The 19,387-nt window shown below is 72.0% G+C and carries 22 protein-coding genes and 1 pseudogene; 10 read left to right on the top strand and 13 right to left on the bottom strand.

Annotation, left to right across the window (positions count from 1 at the left end):
- Window positions 1-131: 131 nt before the first annotated feature.
- Window positions 132-956, top strand: a complete 825-nt coding sequence (locus ACTWJ9_RS10880; RefSeq protein WP_384207670.1) for a TetR/AcrR family transcriptional regulator — start codon at window positions 132-134, stop codon at window positions 954-956.
- Here ACTWJ9_RS10880 and ACTWJ9_RS10875 read toward each other — a convergent pair.
- The 7 genes and pseudogenes from ACTWJ9_RS10875 to ACTWJ9_RS10845 form a co-directional block, all read right to left on the bottom strand.
- Entirely contained in the window at window positions 953-1,936 is a 984-nt protein-coding gene (locus ACTWJ9_RS10875) for a BtrH N-terminal domain-containing protein (RefSeq protein WP_443295874.1), read from the bottom strand. The two genes, ACTWJ9_RS10880 and ACTWJ9_RS10875, sit on opposite strands and share 4 nt — an antisense overlap.
- 385 nt (window positions 1,937-2,321) lie before the next feature.
- On the bottom strand, window positions 2,322-2,708 hold the full coding sequence (locus ACTWJ9_RS10870; RefSeq protein WP_279334033.1) for a hypothetical protein: 387 nt from the start codon (window positions 2,706-2,708) through the stop codon (window positions 2,322-2,324).
- A gap of 163 nt (window positions 2,709-2,871) precedes the next feature.
- The gene (locus tag ACTWJ9_RS10865) at window positions 2,872-3,342 is read right to left on the bottom strand and encodes a nucleotidyl transferase AbiEii/AbiGii toxin family protein (RefSeq protein WP_387038016.1); all 471 of its coding nucleotides are present in this window, start codon (window positions 3,340-3,342) and stop codon (window positions 2,872-2,874) included.
- On the bottom strand, window positions 3,342-3,806 hold the full coding sequence (locus ACTWJ9_RS10860; RefSeq protein ID WP_279334031.1) for a type IV toxin-antitoxin system AbiEi family antitoxin domain-containing protein: 465 nt from the start codon (window positions 3,804-3,806) through the stop codon (window positions 3,342-3,344). The genes ACTWJ9_RS10865 and ACTWJ9_RS10860 overlap by 1 nt, the downstream gene beginning before the upstream one ends.
- 3 nt (window positions 3,807-3,809) lie before the next feature.
- Window positions 3,810-3,947: pseudogene (locus ACTWJ9_RS10855) on the bottom strand (type IV toxin-antitoxin system AbiEi family antitoxin domain-containing protein); the annotation flags it as partial.
- Window positions 3,948-4,290: 343 nt separating this feature from the next.
- Complete coding sequence (locus ACTWJ9_RS10850; RefSeq protein ID WP_279334030.1) at window positions 4,291-4,500, bottom strand: DUF397 domain-containing protein; 210 nt, start codon at window positions 4,498-4,500, stop codon at window positions 4,291-4,293.
- Entirely contained in the window at window positions 4,497-5,381 is an 885-nt protein-coding gene (locus ACTWJ9_RS10845; protein WP_279337931.1) for a helix-turn-helix domain-containing protein, read from the bottom strand. The genes ACTWJ9_RS10850 and ACTWJ9_RS10845 overlap by 4 nt, the downstream gene beginning before the upstream one ends.
- A 156-nt stretch (window positions 5,382-5,537) precedes the next feature.
- Between ACTWJ9_RS10845 and ACTWJ9_RS10840 the strand changes: the two genes are divergently transcribed.
- The 3 genes from ACTWJ9_RS10840 (at window position 5,538) to ACTWJ9_RS10830 (ending at window position 7,424) form a co-directional block, all read left to right on the top strand.
- Window positions 5,538-6,005, top strand: a complete 468-nt coding sequence (locus ACTWJ9_RS10840) for an ATP-binding protein (RefSeq protein WP_279334029.1) — start codon at window positions 5,538-5,540, stop codon at window positions 6,003-6,005.
- Window positions 6,006-6,223: 218 nt separating this feature from the next.
- A complete protein-coding gene (locus ACTWJ9_RS10835) occupies window positions 6,224-7,147 on the top strand; it encodes a helix-turn-helix domain-containing protein (protein WP_443295621.1) in 924 nt (307 codons plus the stop codon).
- Between the two features lies 1 nt (window position 7,148).
- Window positions 7,149-7,424 carry a hypothetical protein gene (locus ACTWJ9_RS10830; protein ID WP_387038022.1) on the top strand — a complete coding sequence of 92 codons (276 nt, stop codon included), beginning with the start codon at window positions 7,149-7,151 and terminating at the stop codon, window positions 7,422-7,424.
- A gap of 171 nt (window positions 7,425-7,595) precedes the next feature.
- Here ACTWJ9_RS10830 and ACTWJ9_RS10825 read toward each other — a convergent pair whose 3' ends face one another.
- On the bottom strand, window positions 7,596-8,276 hold the full coding sequence (locus ACTWJ9_RS10825; RefSeq protein ID WP_279334026.1) for a response regulator transcription factor: 681 nt from the start codon (window positions 8,274-8,276) through the stop codon (window positions 7,596-7,598).
- Window positions 8,273-10,741 carry a histidine kinase gene (locus ACTWJ9_RS10820; RefSeq protein WP_443295620.1) on the bottom strand — a complete coding sequence of 823 codons (2,469 nt, stop codon included), beginning with the start codon at window positions 10,739-10,741 and terminating at the stop codon, window positions 8,273-8,275. The genes ACTWJ9_RS10825 and ACTWJ9_RS10820 overlap by 4 nt, the downstream gene beginning before the upstream one ends.
- Window positions 10,742-11,135: 394 nt before the next feature.
- Between ACTWJ9_RS10820 and ACTWJ9_RS10815 the strand changes: the two genes are divergently transcribed.
- The 3 genes from ACTWJ9_RS10815 to ACTWJ9_RS10805 all read left to right on the top strand — a co-directional run bounded on the left by ACTWJ9_RS10815 (window position 11,136) and on the right by ACTWJ9_RS10805 (window position 12,631).
- Window positions 11,136-11,462 (top strand): SCO4225 family membrane protein, encoded by a 327-nt coding sequence (locus ACTWJ9_RS10815; protein ID WP_279334024.1) that lies wholly within the window; start codon window positions 11,136-11,138, stop codon window positions 11,460-11,462.
- 287 nt (window positions 11,463-11,749) lie between these two features.
- Complete coding sequence (locus ACTWJ9_RS10810; protein WP_387038026.1) at window positions 11,750-12,025, top strand: hypothetical protein; 276 nt, start codon at window positions 11,750-11,752, stop codon at window positions 12,023-12,025.
- A gap of 9 nt (window positions 12,026-12,034) precedes the next feature.
- Window positions 12,035-12,631 (top strand): hypothetical protein, encoded by a 597-nt coding sequence (locus ACTWJ9_RS10805; protein WP_443295619.1) that lies wholly within the window; start codon window positions 12,035-12,037, stop codon window positions 12,629-12,631.
- Between the two features lie 121 nt (window positions 12,632-12,752).
- On the opposite strand, the gene ACTWJ9_RS10800 is transcribed toward ACTWJ9_RS10805, so the two are convergent.
- Together ACTWJ9_RS10800 and ACTWJ9_RS10795 are read right to left on the bottom strand one after the other, a co-directional pair.
- Window positions 12,753-13,943: an SPFH domain-containing protein gene (locus ACTWJ9_RS10800; protein WP_387038030.1), complete on the bottom strand. Its 1,191-nt coding sequence runs from the start codon at window positions 13,941-13,943 to the stop codon at window positions 12,753-12,755.
- A gap of 79 nt (window positions 13,944-14,022) precedes the next feature.
- Window positions 14,023-14,193 (bottom strand): hypothetical protein, encoded by a 171-nt coding sequence (locus ACTWJ9_RS10795; protein WP_202276381.1) that lies wholly within the window; start codon window positions 14,191-14,193, stop codon window positions 14,023-14,025.
- Window positions 14,194-14,440: 247 nt separating this feature from the next.
- Between ACTWJ9_RS10795 and mshB the strand changes: the two genes are divergently transcribed.
- The 3 genes from mshB (at window position 14,441) to ACTWJ9_RS10780 (ending at window position 18,240) form a co-directional block, all read left to right on the top strand.
- Window positions 14,441-15,373 (top strand): N-acetyl-1-D-myo-inositol-2-amino-2-deoxy-alpha-D-glucopyranoside deacetylase, encoded by a 933-nt coding sequence (gene mshB, locus ACTWJ9_RS10790; RefSeq protein ID WP_388702854.1) that lies wholly within the window; start codon window positions 14,441-14,443, stop codon window positions 15,371-15,373.
- The gene (locus ACTWJ9_RS10785; protein WP_279334019.1) at window positions 15,370-15,798 is read left to right on the top strand and encodes a DUF6113 family protein; all 429 of its coding nucleotides are present in this window, start codon (window positions 15,370-15,372) and stop codon (window positions 15,796-15,798) included. Before mshB ends, ACTWJ9_RS10785 begins: the two co-directional genes overlap by 4 nt.
- A 195-nt stretch (window positions 15,799-15,993) precedes the next feature.
- Window positions 15,994-18,240: a hypothetical protein gene (locus ACTWJ9_RS10780; protein WP_279334018.1), complete on the top strand. Its 2,247-nt coding sequence runs from the start codon at window positions 15,994-15,996 to the stop codon at window positions 18,238-18,240.
- Between the two features lie 87 nt (window positions 18,241-18,327).
- Here ACTWJ9_RS10780 and ACTWJ9_RS10775 read toward each other — a convergent pair whose 3' ends face one another.
- Together ACTWJ9_RS10775 and ACTWJ9_RS10770 are read right to left on the bottom strand one after the other, a co-directional pair.
- Window positions 18,328-18,756, bottom strand: coding sequence for a DUF7144 family membrane protein (locus tag ACTWJ9_RS10775; RefSeq protein WP_279334017.1), 429 nt, complete (start codon window positions 18,754-18,756; stop codon window positions 18,328-18,330).
- A gap of 107 nt (window positions 18,757-18,863) precedes the next feature.
- Window positions 18,864-19,307 (bottom strand): SHOCT domain-containing protein, encoded by a 444-nt coding sequence (locus tag ACTWJ9_RS10770; RefSeq protein WP_279334016.1) that lies wholly within the window; start codon window positions 19,305-19,307, stop codon window positions 18,864-18,866.
- Between the last annotated feature and the right edge of the window lie 80 nt (window positions 19,308-19,387).

Genomic DNA, 19,387 nt, shown 5'->3' with positions numbered 1-19,387 from the left:
CCTGCGGACGCGTCGCCGGGCACAGGCACCGGCGCCGGGCAGGGCGGTGACGGGAATCGGTGGTCTCGCGCCGCCCCGCACGGGCGGCACCACCCTGGAATGAAACTCGATTACAGGGTAACCTTATCCATGTGTCAAGTATCAGCGAGTTCTCTGCAGGAGCGGTGCCGGAAGAAGTGGTAAGGGCGGCACTGCGCGTCTCCCGCACCCGGGGTGTGCCGGTGGCCGACGTCCCGCTGCTGGCCGTCGCCGAGGAAGCGGGCATCTCCCGCAGCACCTTGATGCGACGGCTCGGTGGCACCCGTCGTGCGCTGGACGAGGCGGTACGGGCGGCCGGAGTGGATCCCGGAGGCCAGAAGCCGGTCCGGCTGCGCGCCGTGGAGGCCGCGGCCGGGCTCATCAGCGAGCACGGCCTGACCGCGGCCACCCTGGAACGCGTGGCCGCCGACGCCCGGTGCTCCGTGCACAGCCTGTACGCGGCGTTCGGCGGACGGGACGAACTGCTGCAGGCGGTCTACGAGCGCTACGGCCCGATCCTGGACGTCGAAGCCGTCCTCGCCGGCCCGCACGAGGACCTGCCGGAGACGGTCCGCAGGGTCTACCGTCTGCTGGCCGATGCCCTCGGTCGTGAGCCGCGGGTCCTGCCCGCCATGCTCGCCGACGCCCTCTCACGCCCCGAGGACCCGCTGGTCCAGTCCGTGTACCGGCGATTCTTCCCGCGGGTACTCGACGGCGTCGGGCAGTGGCTGACCGAAGAGATCGCCGCGGGACGGATCCGGGACCTCCCCCTGCTGCTGCTGATCCAGCAGATGACGGGCCCCGTCCTCTCCCACTTCCTGCTGCGCCCCGCCGCCGCGCACCTGCCCGGCGCGGAGCTGCCTTCCATGGAAGAGGCCATCGAGGTCTTCGCGCAGAACTTCCTCCGGGCCGTCGCCCTGCCCCCCGCCCTGACCTAGAGCAGGCTGAGTGCCTGCATCGCCTCGCGTTCGATGCGCGAGAGGTCGTGGAGGACGGAGCCGGCCTGTACGAGGTTCCTCGCGTCACCGGATTCGCCCGCTGCCGCGACGAGTGCGGCCACCTGCGTCCAGAGGGCGGCGGCCTCGGCGTACAGGGCGTGGCCGGTGCGCAGGTGACCGCTGCCGATCAGCTGGGCGCACTCGGCGAGGAAGTCCCGGTAGAGAGTGCGGAACAGGGCGCCGCCGGTACCGGCCCTCTCCATGAGGACGGCGGTCCGTGACAGGTCCTCCCGCGGATCGTCGCTGCGCTGCAGCCACTTCGGCACCTGCCCGGCGGTCTTCTCGATGCCCCGGTGGCCCAGGTTCGCGATGGGCGGGTTCAGGAAGGCGTCGGCGCAGGTCCTGATCGCGGGGATGACCCTGTCCCGCGGTGACGCCGGGCCGCCGGGCGCCGTGAGGGTGAAAGAGCGGTGCCTGGCGGTCATGGGGCCGCGCGCGGCCCTGGCCCTGGCCAGCCCGTCGAGGCCGGTGGAGACGGCCCCGCCCTGCTGGTCGGTGTCCACCAGGTAGGCGTCCTGCTCGTCGTAGCCGTACATGGCCACGACGTGCCCGCCGAAGTGCACCTCGGTGCTGAAGTAGTCCAGGTGGTAGCTGTCGAGTTGCAGGCCGACCGGCCGGCCGGCGTCGATGGGCGCCGCCACGTTCCGCCATGCCTTGCGCGGGGAGGTGGTCTCTTCGACCAGCAGCTCGAGCCCGAGGGTGGCGGCCAGGTTCCTGGTGAGCTCGAACGGCTTGACCCGGCCTCCCAGGAAGGGAAACCCCATGGCCTTGCTGTCCCAGTAGACGAAGGACAGCCCGGAGCCGAGCCCGAACAGCATGGGCTCGGACAGGTCGATCCCCTCGTGCCGCAGCAGCACGCCCAGCGCCGTCGTCTCACAGTGCTGCATGCCGCGGGCCTCGACGCCCTTCACGATGACCATGCCGCTCATTCTCTTCCCCCCCCACCTGACGACGGCGCCGTAGCCGGACAGCCTCGGCATCAGCCTGCCCGGCGGGCTCGACGCGGGCGCCGGGACACGCGTCCATGCCCGGGGGAGGACACACTGTCTCAGAACCGTGAGCACTTTGGCCGCCACTGTCCTGATGCCGCTCGTTTGAGCGCTTAAGTGACACTTGGCGGCCGAGTGCTCACGCTTTTCCATAGGGCACCCCCCTCCGGCCTCGCAGCGTCGGGGCCGTGGGGATCCCCCACACCACCCGGCGGGGCACCGACCAGTCCAGGTGACAGGCGACCCCCCGGTCTCGGTAGATGATCTCCCCCTGGATGGGCGGTCAGCCGCAATGCCGGCGGCCCTGCTAGGGGGCTTATCGGGTCGTGATCAATCTGTGCGATTCGCCCTCGCGGTGGAGCGACTTCAGGAAGCCGATCAGCTGTCCGAGCATCCTCTCGAACTCATGGGCACTCATCCGACAGTCCTCGAACTGCCCGTACATGTCCCCAAGTTCGATCTCATCCGGCCCCACGCGGCTGACCTGCGCACTCGTGGTCGACAGGGCGTAGTCGTCGCCGAACTCCTCCGCCATCCGCCGCCACTCGCGCAGATAGCCCTCCACGGCGACGGCCGAGTCGCTGAAGGGAACCAGCAAGGTCTCGACGGCGAGCCGCACGTTCTCCGGCACACCGGAGGGTGCGACGGCGAAGACCATGCCGTCCTCGTCCACGGTGAAGGACCACTCGTCGGTGTCTGTCATCAGAGCCTCCCTCGGGGGAAGAAGATGGAAAGGCATACCAGTATTCCAGCCGCCCGGTGAACCTCGCAGGTCAGACAGCGAAATCCTGCTGGAGTACTAGGCGCGTCGAGAACACATCGTCCGCGACCTCCAGTCCGCACGGCTGATCATTGGACGGGCTGGTTCACGACCATGCGAGGTTCGCTGCATCCCATGTGCGGTTGGCGGAATCGCCGTTGAGGAGCGGGTCTGCGAAGGCGGTGACCTGCCGGACGACGTCAGTGAAGCGTTCGGGGTAGCCGATCGTGGCGGGACCTTGTCGGCGGCGCCATGCGGTGTAGGAGGTCTGGCGGCGCTCGGCGAGGTCGGTGGTGGCGGCGATCCTGCGGATGATCTCGGTCTCTTCGGCGGGGAACGCGCGGCCGAGGATGTCGATGTCGCGGGTCGTCCGACGGGCGCCGAACTGGGCGAGCAGCAGGGCGCCTTTGAGGACGAAGTGCTCCCGGCCGAGGGGTGATGTCCCCAGTCGGTAGAGGAACCGTTCGAGGACGTACTCGACCATTACCTCGTCCGTGGACCGGTTGTTGCGGCGGGCCAGGTTGCGCAGGTCGTTGTAGACGCGCCCGGCAGTGGTGTCGCGTGTCGGGTTGGCCATCAGGCGAGCACCGCCTCTACTGCGGGGCGGATGACGGAGAGAGCGCCCAGTTCGTGGGCGATGTGCTGGAGTTCGCTGACCCCGCCGCGTCCGTTGCGGCGCAGGTAGCGGCCGAGTGCGGACAGGGCGAGGGTCTCGTCGATGCGGTTGCGGTGGCGCATGGCGTCGACCGTGCTGCGGGCAGCGCTGTAAAGGGGGATGGTCTCTCCGGGGGCTGCTTCGAACCGTTCGACGCCGAGACCGAAGGTCTTGGCGGCGTACTGCGCCACTACGGTCGGCGGATAGGAAATCGTGGGGCGGCGTGAACCGCGTGGCACGGCGATGTGTACCGCCGTGGGGATGTCGTCGATCAGCTCGTGCAGGGCCAGAGCGGACTCACCGCACACGACGGCACGGGGTGCCCGAGTGCACACGGCCAGCAGGTCCGTGTGTGCGGTCTCGGGTGCGTCGGCCTGTCGGTACATACCACGGGACAGTTCGTCTATCTCCCCCTCAGCGACCAAGGACGCCAGGTCGCGGGGAGAGAACAGTGCCTGGCGTGCCTGTGCCGTAGTGAACGTGGGAGAGCGGCTTGCCAGCCGCCGCTCCAAGCAGGGGTTTTCCATAGCGGTCATGTATCGAATGGCACCCCTGTATCGATGCGAGGGGGTCGATTTGATGCGTCCTGGCTGTGGGGCGCGGTGAACAAGCGTCCAGCAACGGTTCACCACCGTTTGTCCGGGTGGGTTCCGGAGTGGACGCGGGCCCACTGGGTGCAGGCATGCAATCCGTTCGGCTACGAGGATCTGACCGCTCGCGACAAGGTCAACTTCGACATCACGTGAATGAAGGGCCCCGCCCGAGGTGATCGTCTGCGACCTCCAGTCCGCCCTCGACGAGTTCACCGCCATCGCCCGTTTCCTGGGCGGCGAAGTGGGCGTACTGGAGGTCGAGCAGCGGGTCGCTGGGTCAGCCCCTTACCGCGTACGGGACGAAGTCGGCCCACGCGGAGGGGGCGAAGGCCAGCCGGCCGCCGTCCACGTCCTTGGAGTCACGGACGTGGATGGTGCCGGGCTGGGTGGCGATCTCGACGCAGGAGTCCGTCTCCGCCCCGCTGCTGTAGCTGCTCTTGAACCACGTCAGGTCGCTAGCGTCCCTGGACGAGGTGTTGCGGATCATGTCTCCCCCAGCAGTTGGTCGATGAACACGGCCGACTCGCGTGGTGTGAGAGCCTGCGCCCGGATGATGCCATAACGGAGTTCAAGGATACGGAGTTGCCTCGGGTCGGAAACCGCTCGGCCGTGGGCAACGCCCGGTGAGCGGCCCACCGCCGTTCCATCCTCGAACTTCAGCACTTCGATCGCCCCGTCCACACCGGCGTGCTCCTCGCGGTCCACCGGCATCACCTGGATCTCGACGTTCGGCAACTTCCCCAGCTCAAGCAGGTGTTCGAGCTGCTGGCGTACCACCATTGTCCCCCCGAGCCGCCTCCTGAGCGTCCACTCGTCCTGGATAAAGCTGAGTTCGGGTGCCGAGTCGCGCTCGAAGACAGATTTACGGGCCATGCGAGCAGCTACACCTCGTTCGACTTCCTCCTCGGAGTATCGAGGTCGCCGCATCCGGAACAGAGCTTGCGTGTAATCCGGCGTCTGCAAGAGGCCGTGGATGTTCACGGGGTCATACAGCTGGAGCTCAACCGCCCGCCCTTCCATCTGCGCCAAGTCCCGCACCTTCTTCGGGTACCGGACCTTCTTCACGTCCTCCTTCATCGCCGAGATGAGGCCACCGGCATTGAACAGCTCGTCCGCCGTGTCCAAGAACTCGGGCCGGGGGATGCGCTTGCCGCTCTCGATCTTGTACACGAGGTCGTCGCCGTAACCGACCGCCACCGCGAAGTCGCCGACCCTCATGCCCGCCGCCTCCCGGCGGAGCCTCAACTGCCGTCCCACGGTGGCCACTACCGCGAGTGCCCAGTCGTCGTCCGGGTCGACCTCCCATCCCGGTTCATCCGTCTGGTCCGCCTCGGTCGTGACCCGCACCGCCTCGCCGTTCACCGACATGTCGCGCTCCTCCGTTGTGCCGCGCAGTATCGTCACGACGTGCGGGTGAGGGGCCGCGTCGACAGTTCGGACAAGGCCGGGCAAGCCGTGGACGGTCACCCTACGCAGCGCCGTGATTACTCATCACGGTATGTCCGGTCGGCCACGCTGAGTGACGTGAATCAGGAAATTGCCGAGACCAGATCCCAACCCGACAGCGGAATCCGCGACTTCACCGTGCTGCTGTCGTCCACCCCGCGCGGTGCCCGCCTCGCCCGTCTGCTCGCGGCGGACGCGCTCCGGGACTGGGGGCTTCCGCAGGAGGCGGCGAGCCATGTCGTGGCGGAGCTGGCGGCCAACGCGGCCACTCATGGCCGGCTTCCCGGGCGCAGCTTCCGCCTGACGCTCTACGTGGTCGGAGGCACGCTCCGCATCGAGGTCACAGACACGCGCGGCGAGCGGCTGCCCGCACTCCAAGCGCCCGATGACGGGGCCGAGTCGGGGCGTGGGCTGCTGCTCGTCGAGGCGCTCGCCGACCGCTGGGGAGTGGTCGAGGGGCGGTTCCCGCGGAAAACCGTATGGGCCGAACTGAGCCTGACGCCACCGGAACGCGACATCGCGGGTTCCGGCGGCGTCGACGGCTGAAAAGACAAAGAACGAGGGGGAAAGAACCCCACCAAGCCCCACCCCTCCCGCCCGTGGCGTGCACTCACTCGGGCGGGTGAACATCTCCGGTTCGGCTGGATTTTCGGGCCGTCGAGGACCGACGCTCAGCGCAGGACAACAGCAGACATGCGACGGCCCCCGCCGGGACTGCAATCCCAGTGCGAGGGCCTGACCACCGAGGAAGACAGGACTTCCCGATGGGTACCCAGAACCCTAGCGCGCACCCGCGCGCCCAGGCCCGTATCGCGGGCAACCAGCGCCCGAACCGGGGCCACCGCACCGGTGGGCTCCAGCACGACAACTCCCGCCACACCACCCGCTTCACGGTCATCGGCAACCACCTCGCCCAGCACCAGAAGCTCTCGCTGCTCGCCATCGGGCTCGGTACGCACCTCCAGTCGCTGCCGAAGGGCGCCCCGGCGGACATCAAGACCCTCTCCGCCCGGTTCCCCGAGGGGGCCACCCGTATCGCCGCCGCCCTGCGCGAGCTGGAGGCCCACGGCTACCTGCGCCGCGAGCGCGTACGCACCTCCTCCGGCCGGATCGTCACCCGCACGACCTCCTGCAACCAGCCGGAGGCGGCCCGCCACCACGCCGGGACACCCACCTGTCCGGCGGCGGAACCGCAACAGCAGGAGCGGCAGGAAGCGTGCGAGGAGCGGGAGTCGCCGCGCGCGGCGCGTGAGGAACGAGCTCCCCGCAAGCAGCTCCCTGCCGTACCCGGCCCCGGGTACCCCGCCCCCGCGCTCCTCCAGGCCGCCACCGACCTCCTCGCCGGCCTTCAGCGCCACGACCCCCGGCTGCTCCTCTCCGCCTGCGACACGGCCCACCTGGCCCCCGGCGTCGCCGCCTGGCTGGAGCGGGACGTCACCCCCGCCGCCGTACGCCACGCCCTGACCGCCGACCTGCCGCCCGAGGGCGTACGCCGCCCCGCCGCGATCCTGGCCCACCGCCTCACCGCCCAGCTGCCGTCCCCGCCCCCGTTCCGCGCACCGGCCGAGCCCTCACCCGGCCGGTACGAGATGCGCAACTGCGACGGCTGCGACCGCGGCTTCCGCGCCCCGGTACCGGGCCCCGATCGCTGTCGCGACTGCCGAACCGAATGCAGGGAGGTCGGTTGACATGAGCGTGCGTCAGGGCGTCTCCCGCCTCCACCGGGCCGTGCGGGATGCGGTTCGGTCGATGGACGACACCGGCACCGTCCCGGGCACATGCGCGAGCACCAAGACAGGCATCATCGACGAGAGGGCCGCCCTCCGCTCCGCGGACCCGGCGCGGGCACTGCTGGAACGGGCGGCCGGGCACTCGGCCCCGCCCTCGGGAAAGGGGCTTGGCCCGGCTTGCGGTGCCGTGAAGAACGTGGGGATGCCTGCGGAGGAGGAGGACGGTTCCTGGTAGAACTGGGCCGTGCCGCTCCGGAGTGGCACGGACAGCCATCTTGCCCGGCGGATCCCCTCCGCGTAGGCGGGCGCGACGAGGCCGACGCGGTCGCGCAGCCGGCGTGGGAGGGGCGGGCGGGAGTCCCCGTCGGTACCGGTCACGGGCGCCCTCCCGGAGTGGGGCGAGTGGTCAGGGACGGGTGCCGGGCGGGTTCGGGCGGGCGAGGCCGAGATCGTAGGCGAGGATCGTCGCCTGGACGCGGTCCCGCAGGCCGAGCTTCCGCAGCAGCGCGTTGACGTGGGACTTCACGGTGCCGACGGTGATGCCGAGCTGCTCGGCGATCTCCCCGTTGGTGAGGCCGGAGGCGACCAGGGTGAGGACGGTGCGCTGGCTGCCGGTCAGGCTGTCCAGCCCGGGGGAGCTGCCTGCCGGGACCGCGGGGCCCCGTCCGGACGCGTAGTGGCCGATGAGGCGGCGGGTCGCGGACGGCGCGAGGACGCTCTCCCCCGCCGCCACCACCCGGATTCCCCGGAGCAGTTCGGCGGGGTGGACGTCCTTGAGGAGGAAGCCCGACGCGCCGGCGCGCAGCGCGTCGAAGACGTAGACGTCGAGGTCGAAGGTGGTCAGGACCAGGACCTTGGGCGCGTCCTCGCGGCCGGTGATGATGCGGGTGGCGGCGATGCCGTCCAGTTCGGGCATGCGGACGTCCATGACGACCACGTCGGGCGACAGTTCCCGGGCGAGCCGTACCGCGGCGGCGCCGTCGGCGGCCTCACCGACGACCGTCATGTCCTCCTCGGCGTCGATCACGGCGGCGAATCCCGCCCGCACGATGCCCTGGTCGTCGACGACCAGCACGTCGAGGCTCATCGTTGTCCCTCCTCGATGCCCGGCGCGCCCGCGAGGGGCAGCCGGATCCGTACGGTGCCCCGGGGGCCGGTGGTCAGCGTGCCGCCGAGTGCGGTCACCCGAGTGGCCAGCCGCTCGTCGGCGGCCGTGTCCGCGGTGTCGGGCACTCCGGTGGCGGTGAGCGTCAACGTATCGGCTTCCGCGTCCAGTTCGACAACGGCGGGTTCGTCCCCGCCGACGGCCAGAACCGTCTCGGCGGCGTGGTAGGCGGCCAGGTCGACGGCGGTGGGAAGACGTGCCGGTACGCGGTCGGTCAGCCGTATCTCCACGTCCCGGCCGGTGGCCCGGCACTGGTGGGCGAGCAGGTCGAGCGCCTGCAGGGTGGGCTGGGGCCGCAGGGCGGGCTCCGCCTGCTCGTCGCGGACCGCGTCGAGCAGGGCGCGCATCGCGGCCAGGGCCTCGCGGGCACGGTCGGCGGTCGCGTCGAGGCGGCCCGCCTCCGCCTCCGCGACCATGTCGGCGGTGCGGGAGAGGACGGTGGTCTCCAGTCCGGCGGCGATCCTGCGACGCTCGGCCCACGCGTCCCGGACGGCCTCCTCGGTCCACGTGACGAGCCGGTCCTGATGGGTGCCCCGGGCGGCCCGCTCGCGCCGGCCGCGCCGGGTCCCGGCCCAGCGGCTCGCGCCGACCACCAGAGCCGTCGCGGCCGTCGTCCCGGCGACGACCGCCACGACGGGGAGTGCGGTGCCCCGGTCCAGGACCGCCGCCGTGGCGGCCCCCGCGTGCACGGACACGGCGGCGACCGGGAGAACCGGGTGCCTCACCGGCCGGGTGGCGGGCGGAGTCGGGCGCGAGTGGATGCCGGTGCCCACGGCGGACGGACCGGCGGTGTCCGCTGCCCGCGCGTGCGGGGGGCGGATCTCGGCGAACCGGTCGCGCAGCCGCTCGACGACCCGCGCGTCCGGGTGCGGGGGGCGGGCTCCGGCACGGGACGGGGCGGCGGCCCTCCGGGCGGCGTCCGCCACGAGCACCGCGCAGGTGGCCGGCAGGCTCAGCGCGAGAGGCAGCAGCACCGGGCCGGTGTAGTGGCCCGCGGACATCGCCGCCGGCCAGAGCGGGACCAGGGCGAGCAGGGCACCCCGGGCCGCGCGGGGCGACCTGCGCAGCCACAGCAGGGCGACCGCCTGGGCCACGGCGAGCAGCCCGAAGAACACGCCCGCGGGCACCGTCGCACCGGGCTGCAGCGCCTCCTCCCGGTGGAGCACCAGCATCGGCAGCGTCGGCTGGACGACCAGGCCGAACGCGGCCGTCAGCTGCGCCAGGCGGTAACCGCGCGGGACGGAACGTTCCACCGGGGCTCCGGTCCGGCCCGGCAGAGCCGCGCGCACCTCCCAACCGCCCTCCGCCGTGGGGCCGGTGACGAGGGTGCCGCCCGCCTCACGGGCCCGCGAGCGCAAGAAGTCCTGGCCGCGTCCGCCGCCGAGTCCCGCGCCGTGCGCCGCCGCACCGGCCGGCGCTGCCGAGCTGGTGACCGTGACGTCGGTGCCGGTGTCGCCGTACCGGACGCGCACCGTCGTCCGCGCGCCGGGAGCGTGCCGCGCCACGTTGGTCAGCGCCTCGCGCACGATGCCGTACGCCGCGTCCGCGACGGTGCCGTCCGGCAGCGGGTCGATCTCACAGTCGATCCGCTGGTCCAGGCGCCGGAAGCCCGCGACCAGATCCTGCAGCCGCTCCTCCGGTGAGGGAACGTCCTCGCGGGAGGGCGCCGGGGCCCGTACGGCACGGAGCGCGCGGGTCACCTCGTGACCGGTGCCGACGGCGAAGTCCAGTGCCTCCCGCACGAGTTCGGGGCGGCGGTCGCGCAGCCCGAGCGCAGCTCCCGCCGTGACGACCACGGCGGTCAGATGGTGGGCGCTGACGTCGTGCAGCTCCCGTTCCATGCGCCGCCGCTCGACCGCCGGCAGGCGGTGGCGCTCGGCCTCCGTACGCTGCCGCAACCGCTCGGCGGCGCGGCGCGCACGGCGGGTCCGTCGTACGCGGACACCGGCGCCGCACGCGGCGGCGTACAGCAGCGCCGTCAGGGCGAGGTGGAGGCTCTCGCGGCTGCTGATCCCGTGCAGGCTGACGTTGTACAGCGGCTGCCAGACGGTGAGCGTCAGGACGCACAGCACCGCGGTGAAGGCGTCCCGCCGGGCCGCCACCGTGAACAGGGCCAGCCCCACCCCGGCCGTGCCGAGCACCGCCGTCGCCCCGGCGGGCAGCGGGCCGGCGCCCAGCGCGCAGGCGGCGACGACCACGAGGAGGGCGACCACCGGACGGTTGCGGCGCAGGACGAGCGCGGCCGTCACCGGCACGGCGACGAGCACCGCCACCAGGAGGGCGCCCGGGGACGGGGCCGCCCCGCGCACCAACGGTGCCCCCGGCCACACCAGGGCCTGGGCACAGAGCAGCAGGACCGGGAGAAACCGGTCGTCGGTTCGGTTCATGGCTGGACAAGGCTATGACCGCGGACGCGGGGCCCGGCTCCCGCTGAAGGCGGATTCCCGTCTCTTACCCGGGTTGCAGAGGCTCTGCCCGCGGTTCCATCCGCCGGTCATCCCGCAGGGCGACGACCGCGCCGGGTGCCCGGGCCTAGGCTCGATCACATCGAGAAGGCGGCCGACCACCGCCTCCCCGAACACGCCCCACCAGCGCCTTCGCCGCGTTCAGCGGTCCTTGCCCGTCGTACACGTCGTACCTGGGTGAGCGGGCGCGTCCGATGCTCCACCACACGCGATTCCAGGGGGATTTCCCATGTCCAAGCGCATCATTTCCGCCCCGCCCGCCCGAACCCGCCCGGCACCCGTCTCTGACCGCTCGACCCACTCCGGGAGCGTGCCCGTGACCGGTACCGACGGGGACTCCCGCCCGTCCCTCCCGCGCCGGCTGCGCGACCGCGTCGGTCTCGTCGCGCTCGCCTACCTCGGGCTCTGCGCGGCCGTGCTCGTGTGGGCGGTGGTGGCGAGCGTGACCGACGACTCCGGCGAGGCGATGGCGCTCGTCTTCCCGCTCCTCGTCACGGCCCCCGGCAGCCTCGTCGTCCTCGTCCTGCCGGAACACGGCTCGATGTTCTTCGCCTCGCTCGTCATCGGGGCCGCGGTCAACGCCGCGATCATCAGTTGGTGCACCAGCGTCCTGCGCCGGGGGCGCCCGGACCCGGAGTCCTGATGCCGCTCCCGGGCGCGATGGCGGGGCAGGTGCCCGCGCCCGGGCCTGACACACCGTCCCGAAGCGTGAGCGCTTCGGCCGCCGCTGTCCTGATGTCGCTCATGTGAGCGCTTGCCTGACACCTGGACGCCGAGTGCTCACGCTTTTCCACGGAACATCCGTCTCCGGCCCCGCAGCATCGGCACCGCAAAGACTCCTGCACCACCCGGCGGGACAGCAACCCCCCCTCCCGGGCCCCCGACCGTTGCCGCGACTGCCGGAACCGAACGCAGGGAGGCCGGGCCGGCATGAGCGTGCGTCAGGGCGCCTCCCGCCTCCACCGGGCCGTGCGGGATGCCGTTCGGTCGACGGACGACACCGGCACCGTCCCGGGCACATCCGAGATCACCGAGGCAGACGTCATCGGCAAGAGGGCCGCCCTCCGCTCCGCGGACCCGGCGCGGGCACTGCTGGAACGGGCGGCCGGGCACTCGGCCCCGCCCTCGGGAAAGGGGCTTGGCCCGGCTCGCGGTGCCGTGAAGAACGTGGGGATGCCTGCGGAGGAGGAGGACGGTTCCTGGTAGAACTGGGCCGTGCCGCTCCGGAGTGGCACGGACAGCCACCTCGCCCGGCGGGTCACTTCCGCCCCGGCCATCCTCCTGGAGCCCGCCGTGTCCTTACGGACAGGTACCGTCCGCCCGATATCCCTGCTCCTGTCGACCGTGTTCGCGGCCGGAACGCTCACCGGCTGCATGCTGCAGGAACTCGCCAGGGACTGCGGGGGGACCGACGGCCGGGTGAAGGAGATGGCCGCGCTCGACATCCTCGACTCCCGGCCCGCCGAGGCCACCGTCGCCCGGGGCTTCGAGAAGGTCGACGCCGGCTGCTGGGCGGACAGCGGCGATGTCGCGGTGTACGCCGACCGGACCTACGCCTTCCCCGGAACGCAGGGCGAAGTGGCCGCACACTACCGGACGGCAGTGGCACGGGACGGATGGAAACCGGACCCCGAAGCCGTGCCCGACGACCTGTGCTTCGTCAAAGAGGAAATGTCCCTGCACATCTCCTTCCTCACCGCCGAGGGCCTCGAGGAGGACGGTCACGGAAGCCGTCCCGACCTCACCACCGGGGCCGGCTACTCGATCAATGTCCACTCGTTCGTGAACAGCGGCGTCGGAGCGGGCTGCTAGAAGTCGCCGCCGCAGCGTCACGCCCGCCTCAGGAGTGATGCGAGGGTGACGGCCGCGTCGTGCGTGAGTGAAGCCTTCCGGCCGCCGCGGACCGTGGACGGGTCCGGCCGCAGGACCGGCGCTACGCGGTCGGGCCGGGGATCCGCAGGTTGCTCTTTCCGTTGACGGTGGGGTCCTTCGTGTTCTGGAGGGTGTCGAGAATGGCCAGGCCCTGGCTCACCAGGCCCGCGGCCATCTGACTGACGCCCTCGGTGCCGTTGAGGACGGTGAGGTGGGCGCCCGCCATGCCGCGGGCGGCCGCGTCGGCGAGGGCCGGCAGGTTCTCCACCACACGGTTGGCGGCGATCAGTTCCTGGTTGCCGTCGCGCAGCGAGCGGGCGCGGGCGGTGTTCGCGTCGGCCTGGGCCTGGGCGAGTGTCCGCTCGGTGTAGGCGTTGCCGTCCGCCTCGAACTTGGCCCTGTCCCGGGCGGCTTCGGCCAGGGTGCGCTGCCGGTACGCCTCGGCGTCCGCCGGGCGCCTGACCTCTCCTTCGAGGCGCTGGGCCGCCAGTTCGGCCCGGCGCTTGGCGAGCGCGGTCTGCTCCTCGATGACCTCGTGGGACGCCGTGGCCTCGGCGAGCGGGCCGGCCTGGGCGGCTCGGGCCTTGGACTGCTCGGTCTCGGCGAGGAACCCGGCCCGCTTGATCGCGGTGTCCCGCTCGTACTCCGCCTTGAGGGCGGCCGCCTGCTGTTCGCGTTCGGTCGCCTCCTGGTCGGCCTTGGCCTGGGCGATGCGCGCCTGGCTGGCGACCGCGGCGGCGTGCGGGGCGGCGAGGTTGTTGATGTAGCCGGTGGCGTCCTCGATCTCCTGGATCTGGAGCGCGTCGACGACGATGCCGAGTTTCTCCATCTCGCTGTGGCTGCCCGCCATCACTTCCTGGGCGACCCGGTCACGTTCCCGGATGATCTGTTCGACGGTCAGTCCGCCGACGATGGACCGGAGGTGTCCGGCGAAGATCCGGCCGACGAGCTCCTCCATCTGCTCCTGCTCGGAGAGGAAGCGGCGGGCCGCATTGGCGATCGAGACCGCGTCGTCGCCGACCTTGAACACGCAGACCGCGCGCACATGCAGCTGGATGCCCTGCTGGGTGACGCAGTCCTCCGCGATCTCCGCTTCCCGCAGTGCCAGGGACAGCATGCGGGCCTTCTGCATCACCGGCAGTACGAAACTGCCGTGACCTGTGACGATACGGAACTGCGTGCCCTGCGCCTGCCGTTTCGTACCGGATATGAGCATGGCCTCATTGGGCGCGGGGACCTGCCAGAACAGCATGGGAGAACTCCCGTCGAGCAGCGGGACGCAACATGTTTTCAAGGCCTTTGCAGGGCCGTTCAGGGCGATTCAGGGCGATTCAGGACGGTAGCGGCTCGACGATCACCGAGCGTGCCGAGAGGGAGTCGACGACGACGACCCGTGCGTTCCTTGCGAGGGGGGTGTTGGTGCGCGACCACGCCGCGTAGGTCTCCGAGCCCCCGCGTACGGCCACCAGGACCTCACCCGGTCCGTCCGGAGGAATCCCCACGGTGATCCTTCCGATCGCTCCGACCGGACTCCGGGAGGACTCGTCAGCGCCGGGCACGGGCCCTCTCGCCGGGCATACGCCTCATGATCACAGGCGATCACCTCCGGCCCCGTCCTCGATCGAGAGCGGCCGCGACACTCGAGTCGGCGGCGACGACTCTCCCGATGCCTTCACGGTACTCCCGCCCGGCAGGGGGCGGGACGGCGCCGTGCCCGCGGGGCCGCCGGGCGACTCGTAGGCTGGCCCCATGACGGAACTGCCCTCCTCCAGCCTCCGGCCGGGGGGACCCCCCTCTCGCTCCGCTCGGCGGATGATGCTCGTGCACGCCCATCCGGACGACGAGTCGATCAACAACGGCGCCACCATGGCCCGGTACGCCGCCGAGGGGGTGCACGTGACACTGGTCACCTGCACGCTCGGTGAGCGCGGCGAGGTCATTCCGCCCGAGCTGGCCCACCTGAGCGGTGCCGCCCTCGGGCAGCACCGGATGGGGGAGCTGGCCGAGGCGATGCGCGCGCTCGGGGTCGACGACTTCCGGCTGCTCGGCGGTGCCGGGCGCTACAGCGACTCCGGGATGATGGGCCTGCCCGACAACGACGATCCCGGCTGCTTCTGGCAGGCCGACGTCGACCAGGCCGCCGGTCTGCTCGCCGAGGTGATCCGCGAGGTCCGGCCCCAGGTCCTCGTCACGTACGACGAGCGCGGCGGCTACGGGCACCCCGACCACATCCAGGCGCACCGCGTCGCCATGCGCGCCGTCGAGCTGGCCGCGGGGGCCGGAGCGGACGAGGCGGACGGGTGGGACGTTCCCAAGGTGTACTGGAACCGGATGCCCCGCCCCGTCGCCGAGGCGGCCTTCGCGCGTCTGGAGGACGAACTCTCCGGGCTGCCGTTCGACAAGGCAGGCAGCATCGGTGACCTGCCCGGAGTCGTCTCCGAGGTGCACGTCACCGCCGAGGTCGACGGCACGGCGTACGCCGCCGCCAAGGCCGCCGCGATGCGGGCGCACGCCACCCAGATCACGGTGGCCGAGCCGTACTTCGTGCTCTCCAACGCACTCGCGCAGCCGCTGTTCACCACCGAGTACTACGAGTTGGTGCGCGGAGAACGCTCCGTCGGCAGGGAGAGCGACCTGTTCGCGGGAGTGGACACCGGAGTCGGGGCGGGGGAGGCGTCGTGAGCGACCGGAGCGGCCAGGACCGGCCCGTCTCGGTGCTGGCCCAGCCGCTGCGACTGCCCTCCGCCGGGCGGCTCGCCGCCTGCCTGGGGCTGTTCGCCCTCGGTGCCGTGGTGGGTGTGGCGGGGACGCTGGTGCAGCCCGCCTGGTTCCCGGGCGGGCTGCTGCTCGCCCTCGCGGGCGAGGCCGGGCTCTGCCTCGCGGCGGGCATCGTCCTCCGCAGCCGGGCCGGGGCCGCGTCGGCCGCCGGTGGCTGGGTGCTCGTCGTCCTCCTGCTCACCGCCAACCGCCCGGAGGGCGACTTCCTGTTCGCCGCGGGAGCCGGGTCCTATCTCTTCCTGCTCGGCGGCATCGTCGTCGCTGTGATCTGTGCCACCCTCGCGCCGGTGCGGCAACCGAACGGCCGTACCGTCCGACTTGGGAAGTGACGTACCACTTCGCCGGGGTACGCGCGTGCGGGTCCCGTGCGGGTTTCCCCGGCGGTCCTGAGAAACGGGCCGTACGTGGCCAGTATGGTGGTGCGCGCGCCGCTGAGCCTCCCCGAACTCTCGGCTCCGGTCGAGTCGGGGGGGACCCCACCGTGAGGTCGTGACGGGCGGCGGAGCCAACCGGGAGAACCTGCCTTGAGTCGTGAAACTGACACTCCGTCCACCGGGCCCAACGGGCGCGGCGGAGCCGCGTACCCGTCGGGCACTCCGCCCTACGGGATTCCGGCGATTCCGGACGAGGCGACGGCCGCGGGCCGGCCGGCCGCGCGGTCGGACGAACGGCGTCCGGACGAACGCAAGACCGAGACCACCCTGACGACCAGGATCCGGATCAACATCCCCGGATCGAGGCCCATTCCGCCGGTCGTCGTGCGCAAGCCCGTCACGGACGGCGAGGGCACGGACGACGGCGGAACCCAGTCCGACACCCGTGCCGAGGGGCGGGCGCCGACGCCCGGGTCCGCGGGCACCGGTACGGGCGTCGGGCCCGGCTCCGGTTCCGGTGAGCCGCCCGCGCCGGCGGCTCCGGGCGCGCCGTCCGGCGGCTCGGGGCAGCTGGTTCCGCAGCAGCCGGCCCCGCAGCAGTCGGCCCCGGCGGAGAAGCCGACCAGTGACTGGTTCGCACCCCGCAAGTCCGGCGCGGGCAAGGGCGGTACGGGCGGCGGCTCCGGCAACGGGGCGGGTGCGCCGAGCGGTTCGGGTTCCGCGGCCCCCGCGGGCAGCCCCGCCGGTGCCCCCGGTGCCCCTGGCGCCGGTGCGCCCGGTGGTGCGCGGCCGGGTGGACGTCCGGCCGGCGTGGTCGGCGGCATGAGTGTGACGAGCGGCGCCCGGCCCGGCGGCCCCACCGGCACGAACGGTTCCGCACCCGGCGCCGGCGGGCTCTCCGGCGCGACCGGCGGCCCGGTGGCCCCCGGGCGCGGCGGCGGCACCGGTTCCTTCGACGTGACCGAGGCGCTGGCCGGCGGCGGCCAGGCCGGGCACTCCGGCGCTCCCGAGCAGCCCGGCGCGTCCAGCCCCTCCAGCCCGTCCGGTCCGTTCGGACCGCCCGGTCAGTCCGGTCAGCCCGGCCAGTCCAGGCCGGCGCTGTACCAGGGCGGGCCCGAAGGGCCCACGACCGGCCCGGTCACCGGCCGGGGGCCGATGATCCCGCCGCGCGGCAGCGGCCCCCGCGGCGCGGGCGGCCCCGGCAGCGGGCTGAGCGACGACACCGCGAGCCTCACCCCGCAGATCCACGCCCCCGACCCGGACGCCCCGGGCTACGACGCCCACTACGACAGCGCCACCGGGTACACCGGCACCAGGAACGCCCCGGTCGTCCCGGCGAGCGCGGCCTTCGACGCGGACGACACCCCCGCCGGCGGCCGCGGCTCGCTCACGCCCTCCAGGTTCCCCGAGCCGGCCGCCCCGACCCCGCCCCCGGCGGCGTCCTCGAAGGCGCCGAAGAAGAAGGGACGCAGCAAGCTCCCCCTGCTCGGCGGCGGCGTCGTCCTCCTCCTCGGGGTCGCCTACGGCGCCGGTCTGCTGATGAACCACTCCGACGTGCCCAAGGGCACCACCGTGCTCGGCGTCGACATCGGCGGCGGCACCCGCGACGAGGCCGTGAAGACGCTCGACAAGGCCCTCGCCGACCGGTTGAACAAGCCGCTCGAGCTGGCCGTCGGCGACAAGACCGTCGAACTGCAGCCGGACAACGCCGGACTGCAGCTCGACACCGACGCCACCGTCAGCGCCGCGGCGAAGAGCGACTACAACCCGGTCTCCGTGATCGGCTCGCTCTTCGGCAACAGCCGCGTCGTCGACCCCGAGATCCCCGTCGACGAGGAGAAGCTGCAGGCCGCCCTGGAGGCCGCGGGCGGCGGCTCCGGCAACGACGGCACGATCACGTTCGAGTCCGGCAAGGCCGTCGCCGTCTACGGCGAGCCCGGCGCGGGCATCGACGTCGACAAGTCGGTCGACGCGATCGAGGCGGCGTACCGGACCCAGGTGGAGACCGGTTCCTCCTCCCCGGTGAAGGTCCCGACCACCATCCAGGAGCCCACGGTCTCCAAGGCCGAGGTCGACCGGATGATGAAGGAGTACGCCGAGCCGGCGATGTCGGCCAATGTGACCGTGCAGACCGATGCGGCGCACTCGGTGGCGATGAGTCCGCAGAAGTCGCTGTGGAAGTTCCTCAGGGTGGAGGCCGTCGACGGCAAGCTGGTCGACAAGCCCGACCTGAAAGCCCTGGAGGAGCTCTACGGCCAGACCTTCGACGGTGTGGTGATCACCCGGGGCAACGGCGAGAAGACACCGGTCACGCCCCAGGACGTCTACGCCGCCCTGCGTCAGGCACTGACGAGCACCGGCGACCGCGTCGCCGTCATCGAGACCGACCCCAGCTGATCGGGACCGGCCCCGGCCGCCGCGTGACCTCCGTCACGCGGCGGCCGGGGCCGAGTGCTTCCGGGGCGCACCCGGAGGGTCCCCGCCTCAGACGTCCCTGGGACGCACCATGCACAGCGCCCAGATCATGAAGCCGGACAGTCCGATCATCACGACCGACCAGACCGGGTAGTACGGCAGCGACATGAAGTTGGCGATCATGATGAGCCCGCCGATCGCCACCCCGGCCACCCGCGCCCACGTCTTCGCCTGGAGGAGCCCGGCGCTGACGAGCACGGCCAGCACGCCCAGGGCCAGGTGGATCCAGCCCCAGGACGTGAGATCGAACTTGAAGACGTAGTTCTGCGTGGTGACGAAGACGTCGTCCTGGGCGATCGCGGAGATGCCCCGGACGATGCCGAGGATCCCCGCGAGCAGCAGCATGACGCCGCCGAAGACGGTCATTCCACCGGCCACCTGGTGTTTCGCGGACGGTGTGCGGGTGCGTGCGTGTGCGTGCGGAGCGTGTGTGGCCATGTCGCCACCTCATTCCGTCGTGTGCGGTCGGGGTGCGGGGCGTGGGGGCGGGCCCGGTGTGGGTCCGGTGTGGGTCCGGTGTGGGTCCGGGGCGGGTCCGGGGCGGGTCAGCGGGCGTGCCCGGAGCCGTGGCCGCTCAGCACCAGTTCCTTGGCCCGGTTGAACTCCTCGTCGGTGAGGTCGCCGCGCGAGCGGATCTCGGACAGCCGGTGCAGTTCGTCGGCGGTGCCGGTCTGTGTGCCGTGACCCGCCGCGGTCTCCCGGATGTAGCTGTCGAACGCCTCCTGCTGCGCGCGGGCCTGCGCGATCTCCCGCCGCCCCATGTTCTTGCCGCGGGCGATGACGTAGACGAACACGCCGACGAAGGGCAGCACGATGACGAAGATCATCCAGCCGGTCTTGGCCCAGCCGCTCATCGAGTCGTCCCGGAAGATGTCGACGACGACCCGGAACAGCAGCACGAACCACATGACCCACAGGAACAGCAGCAGCATGGTCCAGAAGGCTCCGAGCAGGGGGTAGTCGTACGCGAGGTACGTCACGGGACTCATGGCTCTCCTCCGTCCGGCGCGGGGATGCGCGCCGGTTCCAGGCTGCCCACGGCGACGACCGTGCCGCCTCACCCCCGACG

The sequence above is a fragment of the Streptomyces sp. GDS52 genome, assembly GCF_052246875.1.
In the GTDB taxonomy this organism is placed as follows: domain Bacteria; phylum Actinomycetota; class Actinomycetes; order Streptomycetales; family Streptomycetaceae; genus Streptomyces; species Streptomyces cathayae.
This window is presented reverse-complemented; position numbering and strand designations above follow the sequence as displayed.